At 60.1% G+C, this 19,044-nt stretch carries 15 protein-coding genes and 1 tRNA gene; 1 reads left to right on the top strand and 15 read right to left on the bottom strand.

Annotation, left to right across the window (positions count from 1 at the left end):
* Nucleotides 1–172: 172 nt before the first annotated feature.
* Nucleotides 173–1,957 (top strand): Na/Pi cotransporter family protein, encoded by a 1,785-nt coding sequence (locus tag J3353_RS14200; RefSeq protein WP_005933862.1) that lies wholly within the window; start codon nucleotides 173–175, stop codon nucleotides 1,955–1,957.
* A 402-nt stretch (nucleotides 1,958–2,359) separates the two neighbouring features.
* Here J3353_RS14200 and J3353_RS14195 read toward each other — a convergent pair whose 3' ends face one another.
* The 15 genes from J3353_RS14195 to J3353_RS14125 all read right to left on the bottom strand — a co-directional run bounded on the left by J3353_RS14195 (nucleotide 2,360) and on the right by J3353_RS14125 (nucleotide 18,814).
* Nucleotides 2,360–6,613 (bottom strand): PolC-type DNA polymerase III, encoded by a 4,254-nt coding sequence (locus tag J3353_RS14195; RefSeq protein ID WP_207685093.1) that lies wholly within the window; start codon nucleotides 6,611–6,613, stop codon nucleotides 2,360–2,362.
* A gap of 504 nt (nucleotides 6,614–7,117) precedes the next feature.
* Entirely contained in the window at nucleotides 7,118–8,164 is a 1,047-nt protein-coding gene (ispG, locus tag J3353_RS14190; RefSeq protein WP_005933865.1) for a flavodoxin-dependent (E)-4-hydroxy-3-methylbut-2-enyl-diphosphate synthase, read from the bottom strand.
* 19 nt (nucleotides 8,165–8,183) lie between these two features.
* Entirely contained in the window at nucleotides 8,184–9,332 is a 1,149-nt protein-coding gene (locus J3353_RS14185) for an RIP metalloprotease (protein ID WP_156066167.1), read from the bottom strand.
* Between the two features lie 9 nt (nucleotides 9,333–9,341).
* Entirely contained in the window at nucleotides 9,342–10,493 is a 1,152-nt protein-coding gene (dxr, locus tag J3353_RS14180) for a 1-deoxy-D-xylulose-5-phosphate reductoisomerase (RefSeq protein ID WP_207685092.1), read from the bottom strand.
* 16 nt (nucleotides 10,494–10,509) lie between these two features.
* Nucleotides 10,510–11,370, bottom strand: a complete 861-nt coding sequence (locus tag J3353_RS14175; RefSeq protein WP_156066171.1) for a phosphatidate cytidylyltransferase — start codon at nucleotides 11,368–11,370, stop codon at nucleotides 10,510–10,512.
* Nucleotides 11,371–11,400: 30 nt separating this feature from the next.
* On the bottom strand, nucleotides 11,401–12,114 hold the full coding sequence (gene uppS / locus J3353_RS14170; RefSeq protein WP_035394393.1) for a polyprenyl diphosphate synthase: 714 nt from the start codon (nucleotides 12,112–12,114) through the stop codon (nucleotides 11,401–11,403).
* Nucleotides 12,115–12,226: 112 nt separating this feature from the next.
* The gene (gene frr / locus J3353_RS14165; protein WP_005933879.1) at nucleotides 12,227–12,781 is read right to left on the bottom strand and encodes a ribosome recycling factor; all 555 of its coding nucleotides are present in this window, start codon (nucleotides 12,779–12,781) and stop codon (nucleotides 12,227–12,229) included.
* An 87-nt stretch (nucleotides 12,782–12,868) separates the two neighbouring features.
* Complete coding sequence (gene pyrH, locus J3353_RS14160) at nucleotides 12,869–13,579, bottom strand: UMP kinase (protein ID WP_005933880.1); 711 nt, start codon at nucleotides 13,577–13,579, stop codon at nucleotides 12,869–12,871.
* A 162-nt stretch (nucleotides 13,580–13,741) separates the two neighbouring features.
* Nucleotides 13,742–14,005, bottom strand: a complete 264-nt coding sequence (locus tag J3353_RS14155; protein ID WP_097770731.1) for a Txe/YoeB family addiction module toxin — start codon at nucleotides 14,003–14,005, stop codon at nucleotides 13,742–13,744.
* Nucleotides 13,998–14,255, bottom strand: coding sequence for a type II toxin-antitoxin system RelB/DinJ family antitoxin (locus tag J3353_RS14150; RefSeq protein ID WP_097770730.1), 258 nt, complete (start codon nucleotides 14,253–14,255; stop codon nucleotides 13,998–14,000). The genes J3353_RS14155 and J3353_RS14150 overlap by 8 nt, the downstream gene beginning before the upstream one ends.
* A gap of 148 nt (nucleotides 14,256–14,403) precedes the next feature.
* A tRNA-Gly gene (locus J3353_RS14145) sits at nucleotides 14,404–14,478 on the bottom strand.
* A 52-nt stretch (nucleotides 14,479–14,530) separates the two neighbouring features.
* Nucleotides 14,531–14,872, bottom strand: a complete 342-nt coding sequence (locus tag J3353_RS14140) for a hypothetical protein (protein WP_005933882.1) — start codon at nucleotides 14,870–14,872, stop codon at nucleotides 14,531–14,533.
* A 146-nt stretch (nucleotides 14,873–15,018) separates the two neighbouring features.
* Nucleotides 15,019–15,417, bottom strand: coding sequence for a hypothetical protein (locus J3353_RS14135; RefSeq protein ID WP_156064843.1), 399 nt, complete (start codon nucleotides 15,415–15,417; stop codon nucleotides 15,019–15,021).
* A 28-nt stretch (nucleotides 15,418–15,445) separates the two neighbouring features.
* Nucleotides 15,446–16,741, bottom strand: coding sequence for a diaminopimelate decarboxylase (locus J3353_RS14130; protein WP_097772276.1), 1,296 nt, complete (start codon nucleotides 16,739–16,741; stop codon nucleotides 15,446–15,448).
* A gap of 174 nt (nucleotides 16,742–16,915) precedes the next feature.
* On the bottom strand, nucleotides 16,916–18,814 hold the full coding sequence (locus tag J3353_RS14125; RefSeq protein ID WP_005933885.1) for a nucleoside-diphosphate sugar epimerase/dehydratase: 1,899 nt from the start codon (nucleotides 18,812–18,814) through the stop codon (nucleotides 16,916–16,918).
* Nucleotides 18,815–19,044: the final 230 nt, after the last annotated feature.

The following is a 19,044-nucleotide window of genomic DNA, read 5'->3' as shown; positions in this document are numbered from 1 at the left end:
AGACCGTTGGGGTCGCTTAATTTGATTTTTGTCTAACTTTTGGGGTTCATATCACTTGTTGTCCGGGGGAGTTCAATGCTATAATAAAAAGGACGGCGTTCAGGGCAGGAAGCCCCGGGCGGCCGTCCTTGGTTTGTTTTAAGAGCAAAAGGAAGTTTTTAGGAGTATCGAGATGGATATCACACACATCACCTCATTGTTGGGCGGTATTGCGCTGTTCCTCTATGGTATGTCGATCATGGGTGCCGGCCTGGAAAAGCTGGCGGGCGGCAAGATGCAGGGCGTGCTGCAAAAGCTGACCTCCTCCACCATCAAGGGTGTCATTTTCGGCACCCTCATCACCGGCGTGATCCAGTCCTCCGCGGGCACAGTCGTCATCTGTGTCGGCCTTGTCAACTCTGGCATTATGACCCTGACGCAGTCGGTGGGTGTCATCATGGGTGCAAACATTGGTACCACGGTCACCGGTCAGCTCATCCGCATGGCGGATATCTCGGGTGAAAGCCTTCTGCTGACCCTCATCCAGCCCAAGACGTTTGCGCCGGTGGTGGCATTTGTCGGCTGCATTTTTTATGTGTTCCTGCGCAACGCCAAAAAGAAGAACATCGGCCAGATCATGCTGGGCTTCGGCATCCTGTTCACGGGCATGAGCCTGATGGACACTGGCGTGTCCCCCCTGCGGGAGAGCGCAGCCTTTCAGGAGCTGTTCGTCAGCATGACCAACCCCGTGCTGGGCGTGCTGGTGGGCATGGTCGTCACCGTCATCATCCAGTCGTCCTCGGCCTCGGTGGGTATCCTGCAGGCCTTGTCCAGCACCGGCCTTGTCACCTTTGGCAGCGCCATCCCCATCATTCTGGGTGCCCACATCGGCACCGCCTTTACCCCGCTGCTGACCATCGGCGGCTCCTCCAAGGACGGCAAGCGCGCCGCCCTGATCCACCTGTATTTCAACATCATCGGCAGCTTTGTGCTGCTGGGTGCCATTTACGCCGTGCGGTACACCATCGGCATCCCGGTGTGGGGCGACGTGATGAACAAGAGCACCATTGCAAACATCCACACCCTTTCCAGTGTGGCGGCCATGCTGCTGTTCCTGCCTTTCAGCAGTGTGCTCTCCAAGCTGGCCATGCTCACCGTGCCCAACAGCGCCGAGGAAGCACAGGAGATGAGTATGCCCGTGCTGGACGAGCGCCTGTTCAAGAGCCCGGCCGTGGCCCTGCAGCAGGCCAAGAGCGCCGTGGTCAAGATGTCCCGCCGTGCCGCCCGCAACGTCAGCCTCTCCACTCCCCTGCTGCTCAAGATGGATGAGGACGTGGTGAGCGCCATCAATGTGCGGGAGAACCTCATCGACCGGATGGAGGTGGAGATCTCCAACTACCTCATCAAGATGACTGACCAGGAGCTGGGCGACGACGAGAGCCACGCCGTGACCGAGCTGCTGAACTTTGTCACCGAGTTCGAGCGCATCGGCGACTACGCCGTGAACATTCAGGAAAAGGCTGTGGAGCTCTACGAGAAAGAGGCCTCCTTCAGCGACATTGCCAAGAACGAGCTGAAGCTGCTGGATTCCGCGCTGGAGCAGATTCTGACCCGCACCAACGATGCCTTTGAGAACGATGACATCGCGCTGGCCCGTCAGGTGGAGCCGCTGGAAGAGGTCATCGACATTCTGGTGGAGAAGCTCCGCGACGGCCACATCAAGCGCCTGAAGGATGGCATCTGCTCCATTGATACCGGCGTGGTGTTCCTGGATGTACTGAACAATGTGGAGCGCATCTCCGACCACTGCTCCAACGTGGCGGCCCGTCTGGTGGGCACCAGCGAGGGCGATGACTACGATTCCCACACCCTCAAGAGCCTGATGCACCACAACCCCAGCAAGGAATACTCCCTCATGTACGAGGAGTGCTGCAAGGAGTACCTGACCCCGCTGGCCGCTATGGAAAAGGAAGCGTAAAGGGGCCAATGCCCTGCTGCTCAGATATTGTAGCAAAATCGCAAAACCTCTGCAAAGACATTACGTCAATGCAGAGGTTTTTTCGTTGCCAATTGTCTAACTTTATGGTATTCTGTAAGTGTCGGCCTTCCGACACCATTTTATGGTGAAGGAGGTGATAACCCGTGGAGCTGTTATTCTCATTCATACTGTCCGTCGCAGCAGGCGTAACGAGCAATTACATCTGCAAGTGGCTTGACGCTCAGTTCAAGGCCGGTAAGCACTAACCCCTAGGCAACAGGAAGCCCCTTCGGTATTGAGGGATACCGGAGGGGCTTCTTGTTGCATTTGGTGAACCCGTGAAGAGTTCACGTTCTCATTCACATTTTTATTATATGCCGCCTTCTCCCAAAAGTCAAGGGGTCAGAAGAAGCTCACCTGGCTGCTTTCGGGCAGGTCTGCCAGCACACCGGCGCTGCGCAGGCTTTCCATCACGGCGCTGGTCACGCCGGTGGCCTGCTGGAGTTCCTCCACGGAGATATACTCCTGCCCGTTGATGGTGGCACGCTCCAGCGAGGCGGCGGCAGTGCCGCCCACGCCTTTCAGGGCACAGAAGGGCAGGCGCACCTTGCCATCCTCCACGATATACTTGTTGCCGCGGCTCTTGCCCAGCTCAATGGGCAGGAACGCATACCCGCGGGAGAGCATTTCGTTGACCAGCTGCAGGCTGACCAGCACGTCCTCGTCCTTGGCGTTCTTCTCCTCTTTCAGGCGGCGCTTCACCGCCTCCATGTGGGCGCGGGCCACAGCCGCACCGCCCACAGCGGCCTCATAGTCGATATCATCGCCGCGCACGGTGAAGTAAACGGCGTAGAACTCTGCCGGGCGGTAGAGCTTGAACCACATCAGCCGGATGGCGCTCATCAGGTAGGCCACAGCGTGGGCCTTGGGGAACATATACTTGATCTTGCGGCAGGACTCGATGTACCAGTCCGGCACCTCGTGCTCCCGCATGGCTTCTTCCCAGCCGGGCTTGAAGCCGCCCTTGGCCACCTTGCCCTTACGGACCGCCTCCATGATATCAAAGGCCATCTTGGGCTCCAGCCCCTTGCGCAGCAGGTAGAGCATGATGCTGTCACGGCAGCCGATGACCTCCGCGATGGTGCAGGTGCCGCTGCGGATCAGCTCGTCGGCGTTGCCGGTCCAGACATCGGTGCCGTGGGACAGGCCCGAGATCTGGATCAGCTCCGAGAAGTTCCGGGGCCGGGCCTCCACCAGCATTCCGCGCACGAAGTTGGTGCCCATTTCCGGGATGCCGAAGGTGCCGGTCTGGCTGTCGATCTGCTCCGGGGTCACGCCCAGCTCCTCCGGGCTGGTGAGCAGGCTGTACACCCGGGGGTCGTTCATGGGGATGCTGTCCACGGGGATGCCGGTGTACTCCTCAAAATACTTGTAGAAGGTGGGCATATCGTGGCCCAGCTCGTCCAGCTTGAGCAGGGTGTCGTGGAGGTACTTGAACTCGAAATGCGTTGTGAGCAGGCCGCCCGCCACATCATCCGCCGGGTGCTGGATGGGGCAGAAATCGTAGATCTCGTAGGTATCGGGCACAACCACCATGCCGCCGGGGTGCTGGCCGGTGGTGCGCTTGACACCGGTGCAGCCCAGGGTCAGGCGGTTCTCCTCGGCGTGGTTGACGGTTTTGCCGCGGGCCTCCAGATACTTTTTGACGTAGCCGTAGGCGGTCTTGTCCTGAATGCCGGACACCGTGCCCGCCTTGAACACATTGGCCTTGCCGAACAGCTCCTCGGTATAGCGGTGGACGTTGGACTGATACTCGCCCGAGAAGTTCAGGTCGATATCAGGTTCCTTGTCGCCGTAGAAGCCCAGGAAGGTCTCAAAGGGGATGTCGTGGCCGTCCACCAGCATCCGGGTGCCGCAGTGGGGGCAGTCCTTGTCAGGCAGGTCAAAGCCGTCGTCCACGCTGCCGTCGGTGATGAACTCGCTGTACTTGCACTTGGGGCAGCGGTAGTGGGGCGGCAGACTGTTGACCTCCGAAATGCCGGAGAAGTGAGCCACGGCAGAGGAACCCACCGAGCCACGGCTGCCCACCTGATAGCCGCCCGCGTTGGAGTAGGCCACCAGCTTGACGGCAATGACGTACAGAACAGCGTAGCCGTGGCCGCAGATGGAGTCCAGCTCCTTTTTCAGGCGGTCCTCCACGATCTTGGGCAGGGGGTCGCCGTAATCCCGCCTGGCGTGTTCCCAGGTGGCATCGCGCAGCTGCTGCTCCGCACCCTCGATGCTGGGCGGGTAGGTGCCGCGCGGGATGGCCCGCACGTTGTTGTCGATGGTGGCCGCGATCTTGCGGGGGTTGGTCACCACGATCTCGTAGGCCTTTTCCTTGGGCAGGTAGCTGAACTGCTTCAGCATATCCTCAGTGGTGCGGTAGAACAGCGGGGGCTGGGTGTCCGCATCCTTGAAGCCGTTGCCCGCCTGCAGCACCGTGCGGTAGATGGCATCCTCCGGCTCGGTAAAGTGCACGTCGCCGGTGGCGATGACCGGTTTGTGCAGGTCCTCGCCCAGCCGGATGATGGTGCGGTTGAAGTCCTTGATGACTTCCTCGCTCTCCACCTTGCCGTCCCGCACCATATACTCGTTGTTGCCCAGGGGCTGGATCTCCAGCACGTCGTAGTAGGAGGCGATCTTCTTCAGTTCCTCGTAGGAGCGCCCCTCCACAACGGCACGGTAAAGCTCGCCCGCCTCGCAGGCGCTGGTCAGGATCAGGCCGTCGCGGTACTTGTTCAGCAGGCTGCGGGGCACACGGGGCTTCTTGAAGAAGTAGTTGACGTGGGCCTCGCTCACGATCTTGTACAGGTTCTTCAGGCCCATCTGGTTCTTGACCAGAATGATGAGGTGGAAGTACTTCTTTTTCAGCACCTCCCGGTTGCCGCCCAGACCGGTGTTGATGCCCTCCACGGTGGTGACCTCTTTCTCGGCAAGGTCGCTGAGCATGACGCAGAAGATGCGGCCCAGCGCGGCGGAATCCTCGCAGGCGCGGTGGGCCTCGTAGCTGGGCAGCTCCAGATGCTTGTTGATGGTCCCCTGCTTGTAGTTGTGCAGGCCCGGGTACATGGCCTGTGCCATGGTCAGGGTGTCGATATAGGTCGGCTCAAAGGAAATGCCGCTGCGCTTGGCGGCGGCTTTCAGGAAGCGGATATCGAACGCATGGGCATTGTGGGCCACCAGGATGCGGCCATCCGCGAACCGGAGAAAGGCTTCCAGCGCTTCCTTTTCCCCGGGGGCATCGGCCACCATCTCGTTGGTGATGCCGGTCAGCTCGGTGATCTTGGGGGTGATGGGCTTGCCCGGCTTGACAAAGGTGTCGAATTCCTCCACCACTTCCCCGTTCCGCACAATCACCGCGCCGATCTCGGTCAGGTACTCCACGCCGGGGTCCAGGCCGGTGGTCTCGGTGTCGAACACGCAGAACTCGCCGTCCAGCGGCTGGTCCTTCACGCCGTAGACGCAGGGCACCATATCATCCACAAAGTAGGCCTCGCAGCCGTAGATCAGCTTGAAATCCGGGTCGCTCTTGTGGATCTCGTCGGTGGCCAGCATGGCCTCCGGGTAGCCCTGACAGACACCGTGGTCGGTGATGGCAATGGCAGGGTGGCCCATCCGGTGGGCCAGCTTGACGATGCCGCCCGGGTCGCAGAAGGCATCCATGCTGGACAGCTTGGTATGCAGGTGAAGCTCCACCCGCTTTTCCGGGGCGTTGTCCTCCCGCTTTTTCCGTTCCACGAACAGGACATCGTAGGGGTAGACGATGTAGTCATGCTCGTACTTGTCGTAGGTGCAGTCGCCGCGCACCAGCAGGGTGGTGCCCTTAGCGATGTTCTCCCACTTGGAGCAGTCCTCCCCTTCCTGCGCGCGGATCTTCAGGTTGATGGAGCCGGTGTAATCGGTGATGGACACCGTGTAGATCTTGCGGTAGTTGCCCTTGACCTCGGTAAAGAACACGTCGCCCCAGATCACGCACTTGCCGCCCTCGCCGCCCAGGTCCTTGAGGGGGGTGAGGTTCTTGGGGGTGAACATCTTGCCGTGGAAAATGGTCACGGGCTTGTCGGTCAGGTCAAGGCCCTCCACCTTGATGGAGGGGGCGGTGTTCTTTTTCTCGAACTTGACCACCGGCGGGGCGATCTTGCGCTCCAGCTTTTCTTCCATCTGGCGCTGTTCGGCCTCGCCCACCGCGCTTGTCAGGGTGACTTTGGGCCTGACACCGGTGTGGGCGGCAACGCGATCCGCCAGCAGGCGCTCAAACTCCATCTCCTGCAAAAACTTGGTGCCGTGGCAGACCCCCACCGTGATGTTCTGGCCGGTGATGGTAATCCGGCACCGGTCCAGAAAGCCGTTGATGGGGATGCCGTCCCGCTTCATCTCCTCCATCAGCTCCCGCAGGGCGGCTTCGTCCAGCGTGGCATAGCCAAAGAGGTTGTCGATCTTCAGTTCAAAGCCCTCATAATCCGGCTGCAGGGATGCCAGCAGCCGGGCGCACAGCCCCTTGTCCAGCGGGGCGGCACTGCGCAGGGTAAAAACGACCTGCCGCTCCTGCCGCAGCATCCGGGCATGCTCCACGATCACGCGCCCGAAACTGGCCGCGAAATCCGGGTCCGCCATGAACTGCGGCCATAGCTGAGATACAAGTGGTGTCACGATGGGTTACTCCTTTTGATATTATTTCTGAACCTCTCAGGCGCTTCGCGTCTGCGCCCTCTCCGTCATCCCTGCGGGATGCCACCTCTCCCAAAGGGAGAGGCGATTGCGGCATGACCTTTTGGGGGTGCTGGCGGGGTTAAACCTCTCAGCCGTCGCTGACGCTCGGCAGCTCCCCTAGTAGGGGAGCCCTTGGCAGGCCGTCGCGTTTTCGTGGTCTGGCGCTTCGCTCCTATTTGCCCTGCTGGCGCAAAGTCTTACCCTTGCGGCAGGAGGGCATTTTGGAGCCGATAGGCGATCATTGCGAAAAATGAGCCCTATGCCAAGGCCTCCCCTACTAGGGGAGGTGGCATCGAGCGTTAGCGAAGATGACGGAGAGGTTTAGCCTTCAGCACCCGTTCCCCTTGCAGATGCGTTGGCTCCCCCTTTGGGGGAGCTGTCGAGCGCAGCGAGACTGAGAGGGTTTCCTTAAATCTTATAGATCTCCTCCATGAACTGGTCGAGGATATTATCCCCGGTCAGCTTCTTGATGGGCTGGCCGTGGATGAAAAGGACAGCCTCGCCCTTGCCGCCTGCAATGCCGATATCGGCTTCGCGGGCCTCGCCGGGGCCGTTGACCACGCAGCCCATGACGGCCACCTTAATGGATTTCTTATAGCCCTGCAGGCGCTTTTCCACCTCGTTGGCGATCTCGGTGCAGGGGTACTGGGTGCGGCCGCAGGTGGGGCAGGTGATGACCTCGGGGCCAGCCACGGGGAAGCCCACGGCGCGCAGGATGTTGTAGCCTGCTTCCACTTCCTTCTCAGGCTCGGCGGCCAGCGAGACGCGGATGGTATCGCCGATGCCCTCCAGCAGCATCCCGCCGATGCCCATGCCGCTCTTGAGCAGACCCATCTGGTAAGTACCGGCCTCGGTCACGCCCACATGCAGGGGGTAATCGGTCACGGCGCTCAGCTGGCGGTAGGCCTCCATCATGCGGGGCACGTTGGAGTTCTTGATGGAGATGACGATGTTGTTGAAATCGAACTTCTCCAGCAGGCGGACATGGTACAGGGCGCTTTCCACCATGGCCTCGGGCACGGGCGCGCCGTACTTTGCCAGGATGTGCTTTTCCAGGCTGCCGCCGTTCACGCCGATGCGGATGGGGATGTTCTTCTGCTGGCAGGCCTGCACCACGGCCTTGACCCGGTCGTCGTCGCCGATGTTGCCGGGGTTGATGCGGATCTTGTCCACACCAACGTCGGCGCAGGCCAGCGCTGCCTTGTAGTCAAAGTGGATATCCGCCACGATGGGGATGTTCACTGCGTTCTTCACGGCCTCGATGCACTTGGCATCCGCCGCGCTGGGGCAGGTCACACGCAGGATCTGGCAGCCCGCCGCCTCACAGCGCTTTGCCTGGGCAACGTTGCCCTCAATGTCCTCCACGGGGACATTCAGCATGGTCTGCACCGCAATGGGGTTGTTGCCGCCAATGGTCACATTGCCGATCTTCACTTCTCGTTTCAGCTGCCGCATGGTCGTTTTCCTTTCCGTATCACATTGCCCCGGTAATGAGCCGGAGGATATCGTTGTAAGTTGCAAAAATCATCAGCCCGAACAGCAGCGCAAAGGCCGCCACGGTCAGGCCGCTCTGGATCTTTTCGGGCACGGCATGGCCGGTCACGCCCTCAATGAGCAGGAACACCACTTTGCCGCCGTCCAGCGCCGGGATGGGCAGCAGGTTGAAGATGCCCACATTCACGGTGATGAGCGCCAGCATCTCCAGCAGGTCCTGCCAGCCGTAGCTGGCGGCCTGCCCGATGGCCGTTACGATGCCCACCGGGCCGGAGAGGTCGTTGATGCTCTCCCGCCCCCGCAGCAGGTCGGAGAGGGAGGCAAAGATGATGCGCCCGTAGTAGAGCACGCTGTTGCCCGCCTCTTTCAGCACGTTCAGCGGTGTTTTTTTGATGCCGTAGACTGTAAAGCCCAGGCTCATGTGGGTCTCGCCCTTGTCATCCTGCCAGGTGTCGAACTGCACACCGGGCAGCTCCACCTTTTTGCCGTCCCGCAGAACGGTGAAATCGGCGGTGTAGTCCTCCGTGCGCATCAGCTCATAGAGGATATCGTTTGCCACAAAGCAGCGGCGGCCGTTCACCGCAAGGATCTTATCCCCTGCCTGCAGGCCGGTCTGGCCGCAGAGGGCGTTTTCCTCCACCTGATAGAGGACCTTGCTGGTGATGGGCTCGTTCTGGGCCGTGATGAGGATGGCCATGACCACAAAGCCCAGCACAAAGTTCATCCCGGCACCCGCCAGCATGATGAGGGCCCGCTGCCAGACAGGGGCCTCATTCAGAGGAATACCAACAGGCTTTTCCTCCTCGGGGGAAGTCTCCGCTATGCCAAGGGCTCCCCTATCAGGGGAGCTGCCGCCATCGGCGGCTGAGGGGTTTGACCGTTCCTCCGCCTGCTTGCTCTCGGGGCTTTCCTCCCCTTCCAGCGCCACAAAGCCGCCCACGGGCAGGGCGCGGATGCTGTACTGGGTGCCCTTGCGCACCCGCTTGCACAGCACCGGCCCCATGCCGATGGAGAACTCGTTGACCTGCACACCGCAGAGCTTTGCCACCATGAAGTGGCCGAACTCGTGGATGGCGATCACGGCGCTGAACACGAACACCGCAGCAATAAAGGTGACAATAAAAGACATCAGTTCTCCTTACAGGTGCGCTCTCACAAAGGCGCGGGCCATCTTGTCGCACTCATACACATCGGCCAGGGTGTAATCGCCGCCAAAGCTGTCGCTGTCCACAACAGCCTCCACCAGACGGCCGATATCGAGGAAGCCGATCTTATCCTCGAGGAAGAGCTTGACTGCCTCCTCGTTGGCACCGTTGGCGGCGCAGGGGCCCAGACCGCCCTTCTTGATGGCCTTTTTGCAGGCAGCCAGGCAGCGGAAGGTCTCCTCGTCGGCCACATCGAAGGTCAGCAGCTTCAGGGTGGTAAAGTCCAGCTCGGGCACCACACCGGGCACACGGGCCGGGTAGGTCAGGGCGTACTGGATGGGGATGCGCATATCGGGCACGCCCAGCTGGGCGATGATGGAGTTATCGCTGTACTGCACGGCAGAGTGGACAACGCTCTGGCGCTGCACCACGATCTGGATCTTCTCGGGGGGCAAGCCGAACAGCCAGACCGCCTCGATCAGCTCCAGGCCCTTGTTCATCAGGGTGGCGGAGTCGATGGTGATCTTGGCACCCATGTTCCAGTTGGGGTGCTTGAGGGCATCGGCCTTGGTCTTGCCCCGCAGCTCCTCGGTCTTCATGCCGAAGAAGGGGCCGCCGGAGGCCGTGAGCAGGATCTTGGTCAGGCTCTTGGCGCTCTCCTTGTCCTGCAGGCACTGGAAGATGGCGGAGTGCTCGCTGTCCACAGGCAGCAGCTTCACGCCGTGCTTTGCCACAGCCTGGGTCACCAGGTGGCCGCCCGTGACAAGGCTCTCCTTGTTGGCAAGGGCCAGATCGTGGCCGCTCTCAATGGCGGTCAGGCTGGCACCCAGACCGGCGATGCCCACCACACTGTTCAGCACCACATCGGGTCCGTCCATGGCGGCCAGCTCCTTCAGGCCCTCGGGGCCGGTCAGCAGCCGGGGGGCGTTGGCACGGCCCGCCAGAGCCGCGTCCAGCCGGGCGGCGGCATCGGGGTCGGTCATGCAGACATACCGGGGGTGGAACTCCTCGATCTGCTCCAGGATCTTCTCCACATGGCTGTGGGCGGAAAGGCCGAACACCTCATACCCCTGGGCACGGATGACATCCAGGCTCTGGGTGCCGATGGAACCGGTAGAACCCAGCAGCGTGATTTTTTTAGACATAAGCTACCTCCTGCATTCAGTGATAGAAAACAGCGATGACCACCATGGTGACGAACGGCGCAATGAACATGACGCTGTCGAAGCGGTCCAGAATGCCGCCGTGGCCCGGGAAGATGGTACCATAATCCTTGATGCCGCACTGGCGCTTGACCACGCTGGCGAACAGGTCGCCGTAGATGCCCAGCACAGCGGCCACACAGGCCAGCAGGGCAATGATCACGTACATCGAAACGCCGATGTTGGTGCGGGTGAACGCCTCCATCCGGTTGGCCGCAATGGAGTAGATCACGGTGGCGATCACGCCGAACACCATGGTGCCCAGCACGCCGCCAATGGCTCCCTCCACGGTCTTTTTGGGGCTGACCACGGGGCAGAGTTTGTGCTTGCCAAAGGCTCTGCCTGCAAAGTAGGCGCAGGTATCGCCGCCCCAGGCAAAGCAGAGGATGAGCAGAATAAAGAACATCGCGTCATAGCCGTAGGTCTCCACCGGCAGCAGCTCCTTCAAACGGATAAAGGAGTAGAAGCAGAAGATCACGATGCCGGAAAACATCACCAGACCGCTGGCTTTTGCAAAATCCACCTGTGCGTTGCGCACCACCAGATAGATACCGAAGAACAGCACCATCAAAAAGGAGGCCGGCATGACCAGCCGCCGCCACACCTGATAGCTGGACAGCATGATCAGCAGGGTGTAGGGCACGAACACGGCGTACATGGGCCATTCCTTTCTGCCAAAGCCCAGGGCCTTGAAGATCTCGTGGATGGCGATCAGGGTGATGGCGGCAATGACAAAATTGAACACCAGCGTGTCAAAGGTGAACAGCACCCCGATCAGGACGAGGATGCCCACAATTGCGGTTATGATACGAGTTTTCATTCAAATTTCTCCTTTTGGGAATTGCAAGGGTCAGATGCCGCCAAACCGGCGGGAGCGCTTGTTGAACTCCGTGATGGCGGCATCCAGGTCATCACGGGTGAAATCAGGCCAGAGCACATCCATCTCCACCAGTTCGGCGTAAGCGGCCTGCCAGAGCATGAAGTTGGAAAGGCGCTTCTCGCCCGAGGGACGCAGGATGAAATCCGGGTCCTTCTGGCCGGCGGTATACATGTGGTCGCTCATCATCTCTTCGGTGATGTCCTCGGGCTTGAGGGTGCCCTCTGCCACCTGCTGGGCCAGCTGCCGGGCGGCCCGCACGATCTCGGGGCGGCCGCCGTAGTTCACGGCAATGTTCAGGGTCATGCCGGTCTTGGCAGCGGAGTCCTCCTCCAGCTCGTTCATCAGCTTCTGGAGCTTTGCATCCAGCGCGGCCCGATCACCCAGGAACTTGATGCGGATGTTGCGGTCCTTATAGTTGAAGCCCTTGAGCAGATACTCGCCGAACAGCTTCATAATGGCGGAGACCTCTTCCAGCGGGCGCTTCCAGTTCTCGGTGGAGAAGGCGTAGAAGGTCACGGACGAAACGCCCAGCTCCTCGCAGTAGTTGGCGATATCCTGAAACACGGCGGCACCCTTTTTGTGGCCCGCGGTGCGGGGCAGGCCCCGCTGCTTGGCCCAGCGGCCATTGCCGTCCATGATGATGCCGATGGAAAGGCCCTCGGCAAATTCTTTGGGATGGTTCATAATCATTCTCCTGCGTTTGCGGGGCGGGGGTTCCCTGCCCCGGTTTCGGCAAAAAGTGCCGCGCACTCGTTCCAGCGCACGGCACCTCACACATTTCGTTTCGCCGCGGCGATCAGACGGACATGATCTCCTTCTGCTTTTCCTCAACGGCTGCGTCGATGTTCTTGATATACTTGTCGGTCAGCTTCTGGACCTCTTCTTCCATGGTCTTCTGGGTATCCTCGGTCAGCTCACCGGCCTTCTTCATGGCCTTGGCCTTGTCCATAGCGTCGCGGCGGACATTGCGCACGGCCACCTTGGCCTCCTCGCCCAGCTTGGCAACTTCCTTTGCCAGCTGCTTGCGGCGCTCCTCGGTGGGAGCCGGGAAGTTCAGGCGGATGGTGGAGCCGTCATCAATGGGGGTGATGCCCACGTCGCTGGCCATGATGGCCTTGCTGATGGCGCGCAGCAGGGTGCGGTCCCAGGGGGTAATGGTCAGGGTGCGGGCCTCGCTCACGGCCACAGAGGCCACCTGCTGGATGGGAGTGGGGGCACCGTAGTAGTCCACGCTCACCTTGTCCAGAACGGCGGGGTTGGCGCGGCCTGCACGCACAGCGGCCAGCTCGCGGTCCAGATGCTCCACGGAGCTCTTCATCTTTTCTTCAAATGCCTTGGTGTTGCTGCTCATTGTCCTTTTCTCCTGTTATATATTGTTCTGCACAGGCGCTGTAATTGCTGCCTGTTCCATTCTATGGTACGGGGATGCGGGCTATGCTCAGCCCTCGTAGACCAGGGTGCCAACGTTCTCGCCCTGCACGGCCTTTGCAATGTTGTCCGGGTCGGCCAGGTCAAAAACCAGGATGGGGAGCTTGTTGTCGCGGCAGAGGGTGGCGGCAGTGCCGTCCATCACAGCCAGGCGATCCTCCAGCACCTTGGTAAAGGTCAGGGTGTCGTACTTTTTGGCATCGGGGTACTTGTGGGGGTCCTTGTCGTACACGCCGTCCACCATGGTGGCCTTGAACATGATGTCCGCGCTCACCTCAACAGCACGCAGAGCCGTGGTGGTATCGGTGGAGAAGAAGGGGTTGCCGGTGCCGCCGCCGAAGATGGCGATCTTGCCGTCTGCCATGGCCTTCAGGGCATCCTTGCGGGTAAAGGCGGGGGCCACCTGCGGCATGGTAATGGAGGTGAACACCTCGGTCTCCACGCCCAGCTGCTCCAGCTTGTCGGAGACGGCCAGCGCGTTCATCACGGTCGCCAGCATTCCGATCTTGTCGGCCAGGGTGCGCTCCATTTTGCCGCTGGAACGGCCGCGCCAGAAGTTGCCGCCGCCCACCACGATGCCGATCTGCACGCCCAGGTCGTGGGCTTTTTTCACGCCGCCGCAGATCGCGTCCATGGTCGGCTCGTCAAAGCCGGTGCCCTTTTCGCCGCCCAGGGCCTCGCCGCTGATCTTCAGAAGGATCCGCTGATATTTCAATGCCATATCAATACACCACCTAAATCATTTCTCTCATCAGGCCGGAGTTTCCCCTGCCCCTGATTTATTCATCTTATTTTACTATAAAATCGCTTCAAAGTAAACAGGAAAAGTGAACAAGCTCTCCCCATCAAAAAAGCAGACAGCCCGCAGGCCATCTGCTTTGCATCACTTATCCCGATAGTGTGAACCGCACTGAACGATTTTGACCACATTGCCATCGATCCGATACACAATGCGGTTGGCATCATCGATGCGGCGGCTCCAGTAGCTGGACAGATCGCCGCTCAAGCGCTCGGGCTTTCCGATGCCCTCATAGCCGTTGCGGTCAATGTCCTTCAGGAGCTGCAAAATGCGTTTCAGCACCTTGCGGTCCTGCCGCGTCCAGTATTCAAAATCTTCCCATGCTTCCTCTGTCCACGCTTTAATCATCCAGATTTACCTCATGGACTGTGCCGCCGGTGGCTTCCATCTCCGCAATGGACTTGCGCAGGCGGGCCATGTTCTGCTCGGAGTAGAACGGGTCTACCGAGAGCTCAAAAGGCAGGCGCTGTTCCCGGGTCATCTTTTTGGCCAGCATGGTCACGGCGGTGGACATCGACATGCCCAACTCGGTGCAGATATGGTCAAAATTGTTCTTCAACTCATTGTCCATACGGATGCTTACCGTTGTCTGAGACATACAAATCACGCTCCTTTGCCTTTAATATAATACGTTGTATGCACAATGTCAACAATTTTTTTGTAAACAAGAGATGAACGCCAAACATTTTGCCCCCAGATATGCAAAAAAGCCCCGAGTTCCGGAGAACTCAGGGCTTTTTTCTGCATGGAGCGGGCAATGGGAATCGAACCCACCTCCTCAGCTTGGAAGGCTGATATACTAGCCGATGTACGATGCCCGCAAATGCAGGATGAATTATACCACGTTTTGGCTCAAATGTCCAGTGCTAATTTTTAAGAACCGGACTTCATGCCCAGATAGACGGTGCCCACGCCCGCAGCGATGTTCAGCAGGCCCATGCCGATGCCTGCCACGCTGGAGAAGTAGGTCAGGGTGGAATCGATGATGAGGTTGCCGTTGATGGTGCCTTCCGGCTCAGGGTACTTCTCGGGGTCCTTCTTCTGCAGCTGGACCGCCACACCGGCAATGTTGGAGACATTCAGGTAGGCCAGCATACTGGTGGCCAGGCCCATAACGGTGGAACCCAGTGCCATCCAGTTGATGGACAGGCCGCCGCTGGTGTACTCCATTTCCTCTTCAGCCAGAGGAGCATAATTCTTGGGATAGTTGATCATGATTTTGTACCTCCAAATGTGTTTCAAGAGGGGTCATCGTGGTTTCATTATAGGTTCTGCGGCTCCGGCTGTCAAGGGTCGAAACTTCAGCAGACAAAAGCAGCGCCCTCCCTTCTTCAGGGAGAGCGCCGTGTTCCGGTTCTCTCTTATTTTTTCTCAGAGCCGCCCTGCTGCTCCTGTTCCTGCTCCCTGCGCAGCTTTTTGATCCGCTTCTTCTCGCTTTCCACATGGGGCCAGGGCCAGGAGAAGCCCTCGTTCTCGCGGCACCATTTGACCAGCGGATAGAACGAGAACGCCAGCCCGAACAGATACAGCAGGACGTAGAGCGCGCCGGAAAGGCTCACCAGCGCGTCCAGCGCGCCGATGAGCGCCATGATCAGGCCCGCCTTCAGGAAGAACAGGCCGTTCTGGCGGCAGTATTCCGGGAAATTCTCCGCCTTGACTGCCTGACGGCCCTGATCTCCCCACACACGGGGATTCTTCATCACCGAGTAGCCGTAAAAAACCATCATCAGGCCGCAGGTAAGCTGGAATCCAAAAAACATATCACACCTCGCAGGTTTTCAGAGAGACTCAGTCGTCGTAGCCCTCGAACAGGGGCTTCATGGCGGGCAGGAAGTCCAGCGTTGCAAAGTAGTCGCGGGGGGTCTCGGCGCGGCGGATGAGGCGGTGAGAGCCGTCCTCGCAGAGCAGGACCTCGGCGCTGCGGAGCTTGCCGTTGTAGTTGTAGCCCATGGCGGAGCCGTGGGCACCGGTGTCGTGGATGTAGATCAGGTCGCCGATGTCGATCTTGGGCAGCATCCGGTCAATGGCGAACTTGTCGTTGTTCTCGCACAGGCCGCCGACCACATCGTACTTGTGGTCGCAGGGGGCGTTTTCCTTGCCCAGCACGGTGATGTGGTGGTAAGCGCCGTACATGGCGGGGCGCATCAGGTTGGCAGCGCAGGCATCCAGACCGATGTACTCCTTGTAGATGTGCTTTTCGTGGATGGCAGTTGCTACCAGCGCACCGTAGGGGCCGGTGGTAAAGCGGCCCATCTCGGTAAAGATGGCCACATCACCCATCCCTGCGGGCACAAGGATCTCCTCAAACTTCCGGCGCACGCCCTCACCAATGGCCATGATGTCGTTCTCGGTCTGGTCGGGGCGGTAGGGGATGCCCACGCCGCCGGACAGGTTGATGTAGCCGATGTGAGCACCGGTGGCCTTCTGCACACGGACTGCCAGCTGGAACAGGATGCCTGCCAGCTCAGGGTAATAGGCATCGGAGATGGTGTTGGAGGCCAGGAAGGCATGGATGCCGAAGTTCTTTGCACCCTTTGCCATCAGCTTCTTATAGCTGTCGATCATCTGCTCCTCGGTCATGCCGTACTTGGCATCGCCGGGCTTGTCCATGACCTGAAAGCCTTCCTCGCTCTCGCCCAGCTGGAAGGTCCCGCCCGGGTTGTAGCGGCAGAAGATGTTCTCGGGGATCCCGGCCACACGGTCCAGGAAGTCCACCATGGTGGCATCGTCCAGGTTGATGTATGCGCCCAGCTCGTAGGCCTTCTTCATGTCCTCCACGGGGGTCTGGTTGGAGGAGAACATGATATCGCTGCCGGTAAAGCCGCAGACCTCGCTCAGCATCAGCTCGGTCAGGGAGGAGCAGTCCACGCCGCAGCCCTCTTCCTTCAGGATCTGCAGGATGATGGGGTTGGGCAGCGCCTTGACGGCAAAATACTCCCGGAAGCCCTTGTTCCAGCTGAAGGCCTTGTTGATGCGGCGGGCGTTCTCACGGATGCCCTTTTCGTCGTAGACGTGGAACGGGGTGGGCACGTCCTGGATGATCTCCTGGGCCTGCTCTTCGGTCAGAAACGGTCTCTTTTCCATAATATACTTCCCTCTCGTTTTTATAGCGCATACGGCTTTGGAGCCGCAGTTGCGAACGTAGTTTACTCCCTCAGTCTGCTTCGCAGACAGCTCCCTCGGAGAGGGAGCCTGACCGCACGGCAAAGCCTCCCTCCCTGAGGGAGGTGGCATCGCGCCAGCGATGACGGAAGGAGTTTACACCTTTAGATTTTTCCGGGTGGGGGTAAAGGTGGGGATCATCTTTTCCAGCTGATCCACCACGCCCTCGTCGTTGTGCTGGGCGGCAGCGGCAAGATCCTGCAGCTGCTGGTAGAACACGGCCAGGTCGATATCCCGGGGCGATGCCACAAAGATCTTGTTGTGCTCGGTGCGGCGCATCTTGCCCTGCTCCTCGTCCATCATCAGCTCCTCGTAGAGCTTCTCGCCCGGGCGCAGGCCCACGATCTTGATCTCCATATTCACGCCCGGCTCGTAGCCGTAAAAGCGGATGAGCTGCTTGGCCAGGTCCATGATCTTGACCGGCTCGCCCATGTCCAGCACATAGATGCTGCCGCCCTCGGCCAGCGCACCCGCCTGCAGCACCAGCTGGGCCGCCTCGGGAATGGTCATAAAGTAGCGCTCGATGTTGGGGTCGGTCAGGGTGACGGGGCCGCCCTTCTTGATCTGAGCCTCGAACAGCGGGATCACGCTGCCGTGGCTGCCCAGCACGTTGCCAAAGCGGACCGCCACGCACTTCATGTCGGTGTTGCCCGCAAAGGTCTGGATGAGCATCTCACAGATCCGCTTGGTGCAGCCCATCACGCTGGTGGGATTGACCGCCTTGTCGGTGGAAAGCTGAACGAACCGCTCCACGTCGTGCTCGCTGGCGCTGGTGAGCAGGTTCTTGGTACCCAGCACATTGTTCTTCACGGCCTCGGCGGGGCTGATCTCCATCAGCGGCACATGCTTGTGGGCCGCTGCATGGAACACCACGGTGGGGTGGTAGGTCTCAAATACCTCGTCCAGCCGCTTTTTATCCCGGATGGAGCCGATCAGCACGGTCACAGGGATGTCGCGGCCGTACTTCTGCTGCAGCTCCATCAGCAGTTCGTAGGCGCAGTTCTCGTAGATATCAAAGATCAGCAGCTTGCCGGGCCGGAAGCGCATCACCTGGCGGCAGAGCTCGCTGCCAATGGAGCCGCCGCCGCCCGTCACCAGCACGGTCTTGCCGGTGAGGTAGCCGGAGATCTTCTCGTTGTCCAGCGTGACCTCATCACGGGAGAGGAAATCGGCGGTGTTCAGCTCACGGAACGCACCCTGCTGGGGGCCGTTGCTGCCCACCAGCTGGGGATCGCTCAGGATCTGCACCGGGCAGTGGGTGGAAACGCAGAGGTCGATGACATGGTTCAGCCTGCTGCCCCGCAGGGTGGGGATGGCAATGATGATGTTGTGGATGTTGTACTGGGTGCAGAGCTGGGGGATCTGCTCCAGCGTGCCCTTGACCGGCACGCCGTGGATGGTCTGTCCCTGCTTGACCAGGTCATCGTCCACCGCCACAACGGGGTGGCCGTAGCTGCTGTTGGATTTGCAGACATTGATGGCCCAGGCACCGGCCTCGCCCGCACCCACGATCATCACGGGGCGGTTGGGGTCCTTGTTGGGCACGCCCCGCAGCCGCTCGCCGATGGGATGGTTCAGGAAGAGCCGCCATGCCAGACGGCTGCCTCCCACCAGCAGGAAGATGAGGACAGCGGCCATGGCGTTGGCGGAATCGAACAGCACGCCGTGGACGCAGAAATGGTTCACGAAATAGACCACCCCCGTGGGCACGGCGATCATGCCGCCCAGACGGATGAGGTCACGCTCCCCGGCATACTTCCAGAGCACATGGTACAGCCCGCCCGCCAGAAAGCTGAGCAGGTAGAGCGCCACGATCCAGGGCAGGTTCTGGTAGAGCAGGGCACGGTTGTGGGGCCACCAGCTGGCCTCCACCGCGCCGTCGGCCCGGAGCAGCAGGGCAAAGTAAAAGCTGAATATCACGATGGCCGCGTCCAGCAGCACCAGGATCATCCGGCGCAGCAGCACCTGCGGCACAAGCTTCTTTGTTTTCTTCACAAAAATCCTCTTTTACATCGGGGCGGGATCTGTCCGCACCCGTTTTTCCCGGCGTTGCCGGCCGCAGGGGCCAAAGCCCCATGCGCCTGTTCCGCCATAATATCCATTGTATTATACTCAATTCTCCCCCCTGTGTCCAGAACAATTCCGATTCTCCGGACTTTTCTGCCGCTCCCTGCGGGATTTTTCTGTCCGCAGAATGGCCCGCACCTCTTCGCCCAGCCCCAGCG

The sequence above is a fragment of the Faecalibacterium sp. Marseille-Q4137 genome (assembly GCF_017377535.1).
In the GTDB taxonomy this organism is placed as follows: Bacteria; Bacillota; Clostridia; order Oscillospirales; family Ruminococcaceae; genus Faecalibacterium; species Faecalibacterium duncaniae.
Note: the sequence above shows the minus strand (reverse complement) of the source record. Positions and strands in the feature narration are given on the sequence as shown.

What these genes read in the sequence shown, in the direction of transcription:
- ispG (WP_005933865.1), bottom strand. Translation starts at nt 8,164, where the DNA reads ATGCGGCAGCTGAAACGAGAAGTGAAGATCGGCAATGTGACCATTGGC.
- J3353_RS14135 (WP_156064843.1), bottom strand. Translation starts at nt 15,417, where the DNA reads ATGTTTTTTGGATTCCAGCTTACCTGCGGCCTGATGATGGTTTTTTAC.
- J3353_RS14175 (WP_156066171.1), bottom strand. Translation starts at nt 11,370, where the DNA reads ATGAAAACTCGTATCATAACCGCAATTGTGGGCATCCTCGTCCTGATC.
- J3353_RS14150 (WP_097770730.1), bottom strand. Translation starts at nt 14,255, where the DNA reads ATGTCTCAGACAACGGTAAGCATCCGTATGGACAATGAGTTGAAGAAC.
- J3353_RS14140 (WP_005933882.1), bottom strand. Translation starts at nt 14,872, where the DNA reads ATGATCAACTATCCCAAGAATTATGCTCCTCTGGCTGAAGAGGAAATG.
- pyrH (WP_005933880.1), bottom strand. Translation starts at nt 13,579, where the DNA reads ATGGCATTGAAATATCAGCGGATCCTTCTGAAGATCAGCGGCGAGGCC.
- uppS (WP_035394393.1), bottom strand. Translation starts at nt 12,114, where the DNA reads ATGAACCATCCCAAAGAATTTGCCGAGGGCCTTTCCATCGGCATCATC.
- J3353_RS14155 (WP_097770731.1), bottom strand. Translation starts at nt 14,005, where the DNA reads ATGATTAAAGCGTGGACAGAGGAAGCATGGGAAGATTTTGAATACTGG.
- J3353_RS14130 (WP_097772276.1), bottom strand. Translation starts at nt 16,741, where the DNA reads ATGGAAAAGAGACCGTTTCTGACCGAAGAGCAGGCCCAGGAGATCATC.
- frr (WP_005933879.1), bottom strand. Translation starts at nt 12,781, where the DNA reads ATGAGCAGCAACACCAAGGCATTTGAAGAAAAGATGAAGAGCTCCGTG.
- J3353_RS14195 (WP_207685093.1), bottom strand. Translation starts at nt 6,613, where the DNA reads ATGGCGGACCCGGATTTCGCGGCCAGTTTCGGGCGCGTGATCGTGGAG.
- dxr (WP_207685092.1), bottom strand. Translation starts at nt 10,493, where the DNA reads ATGTCTAAAAAAATCACGCTGCTGGGTTCTACCGGTTCCATCGGCACC.
- J3353_RS14185 (WP_156066167.1), bottom strand. Translation starts at nt 9,332, where the DNA reads ATGTCTTTTATTGTCACCTTTATTGCTGCGGTGTTCGTGTTCAGCGCC.
- J3353_RS14200 (WP_005933862.1), top strand. Translation starts at nt 173, where the DNA reads ATGGATATCACACACATCACCTCATTGTTGGGCGGTATTGCGCTGTTC.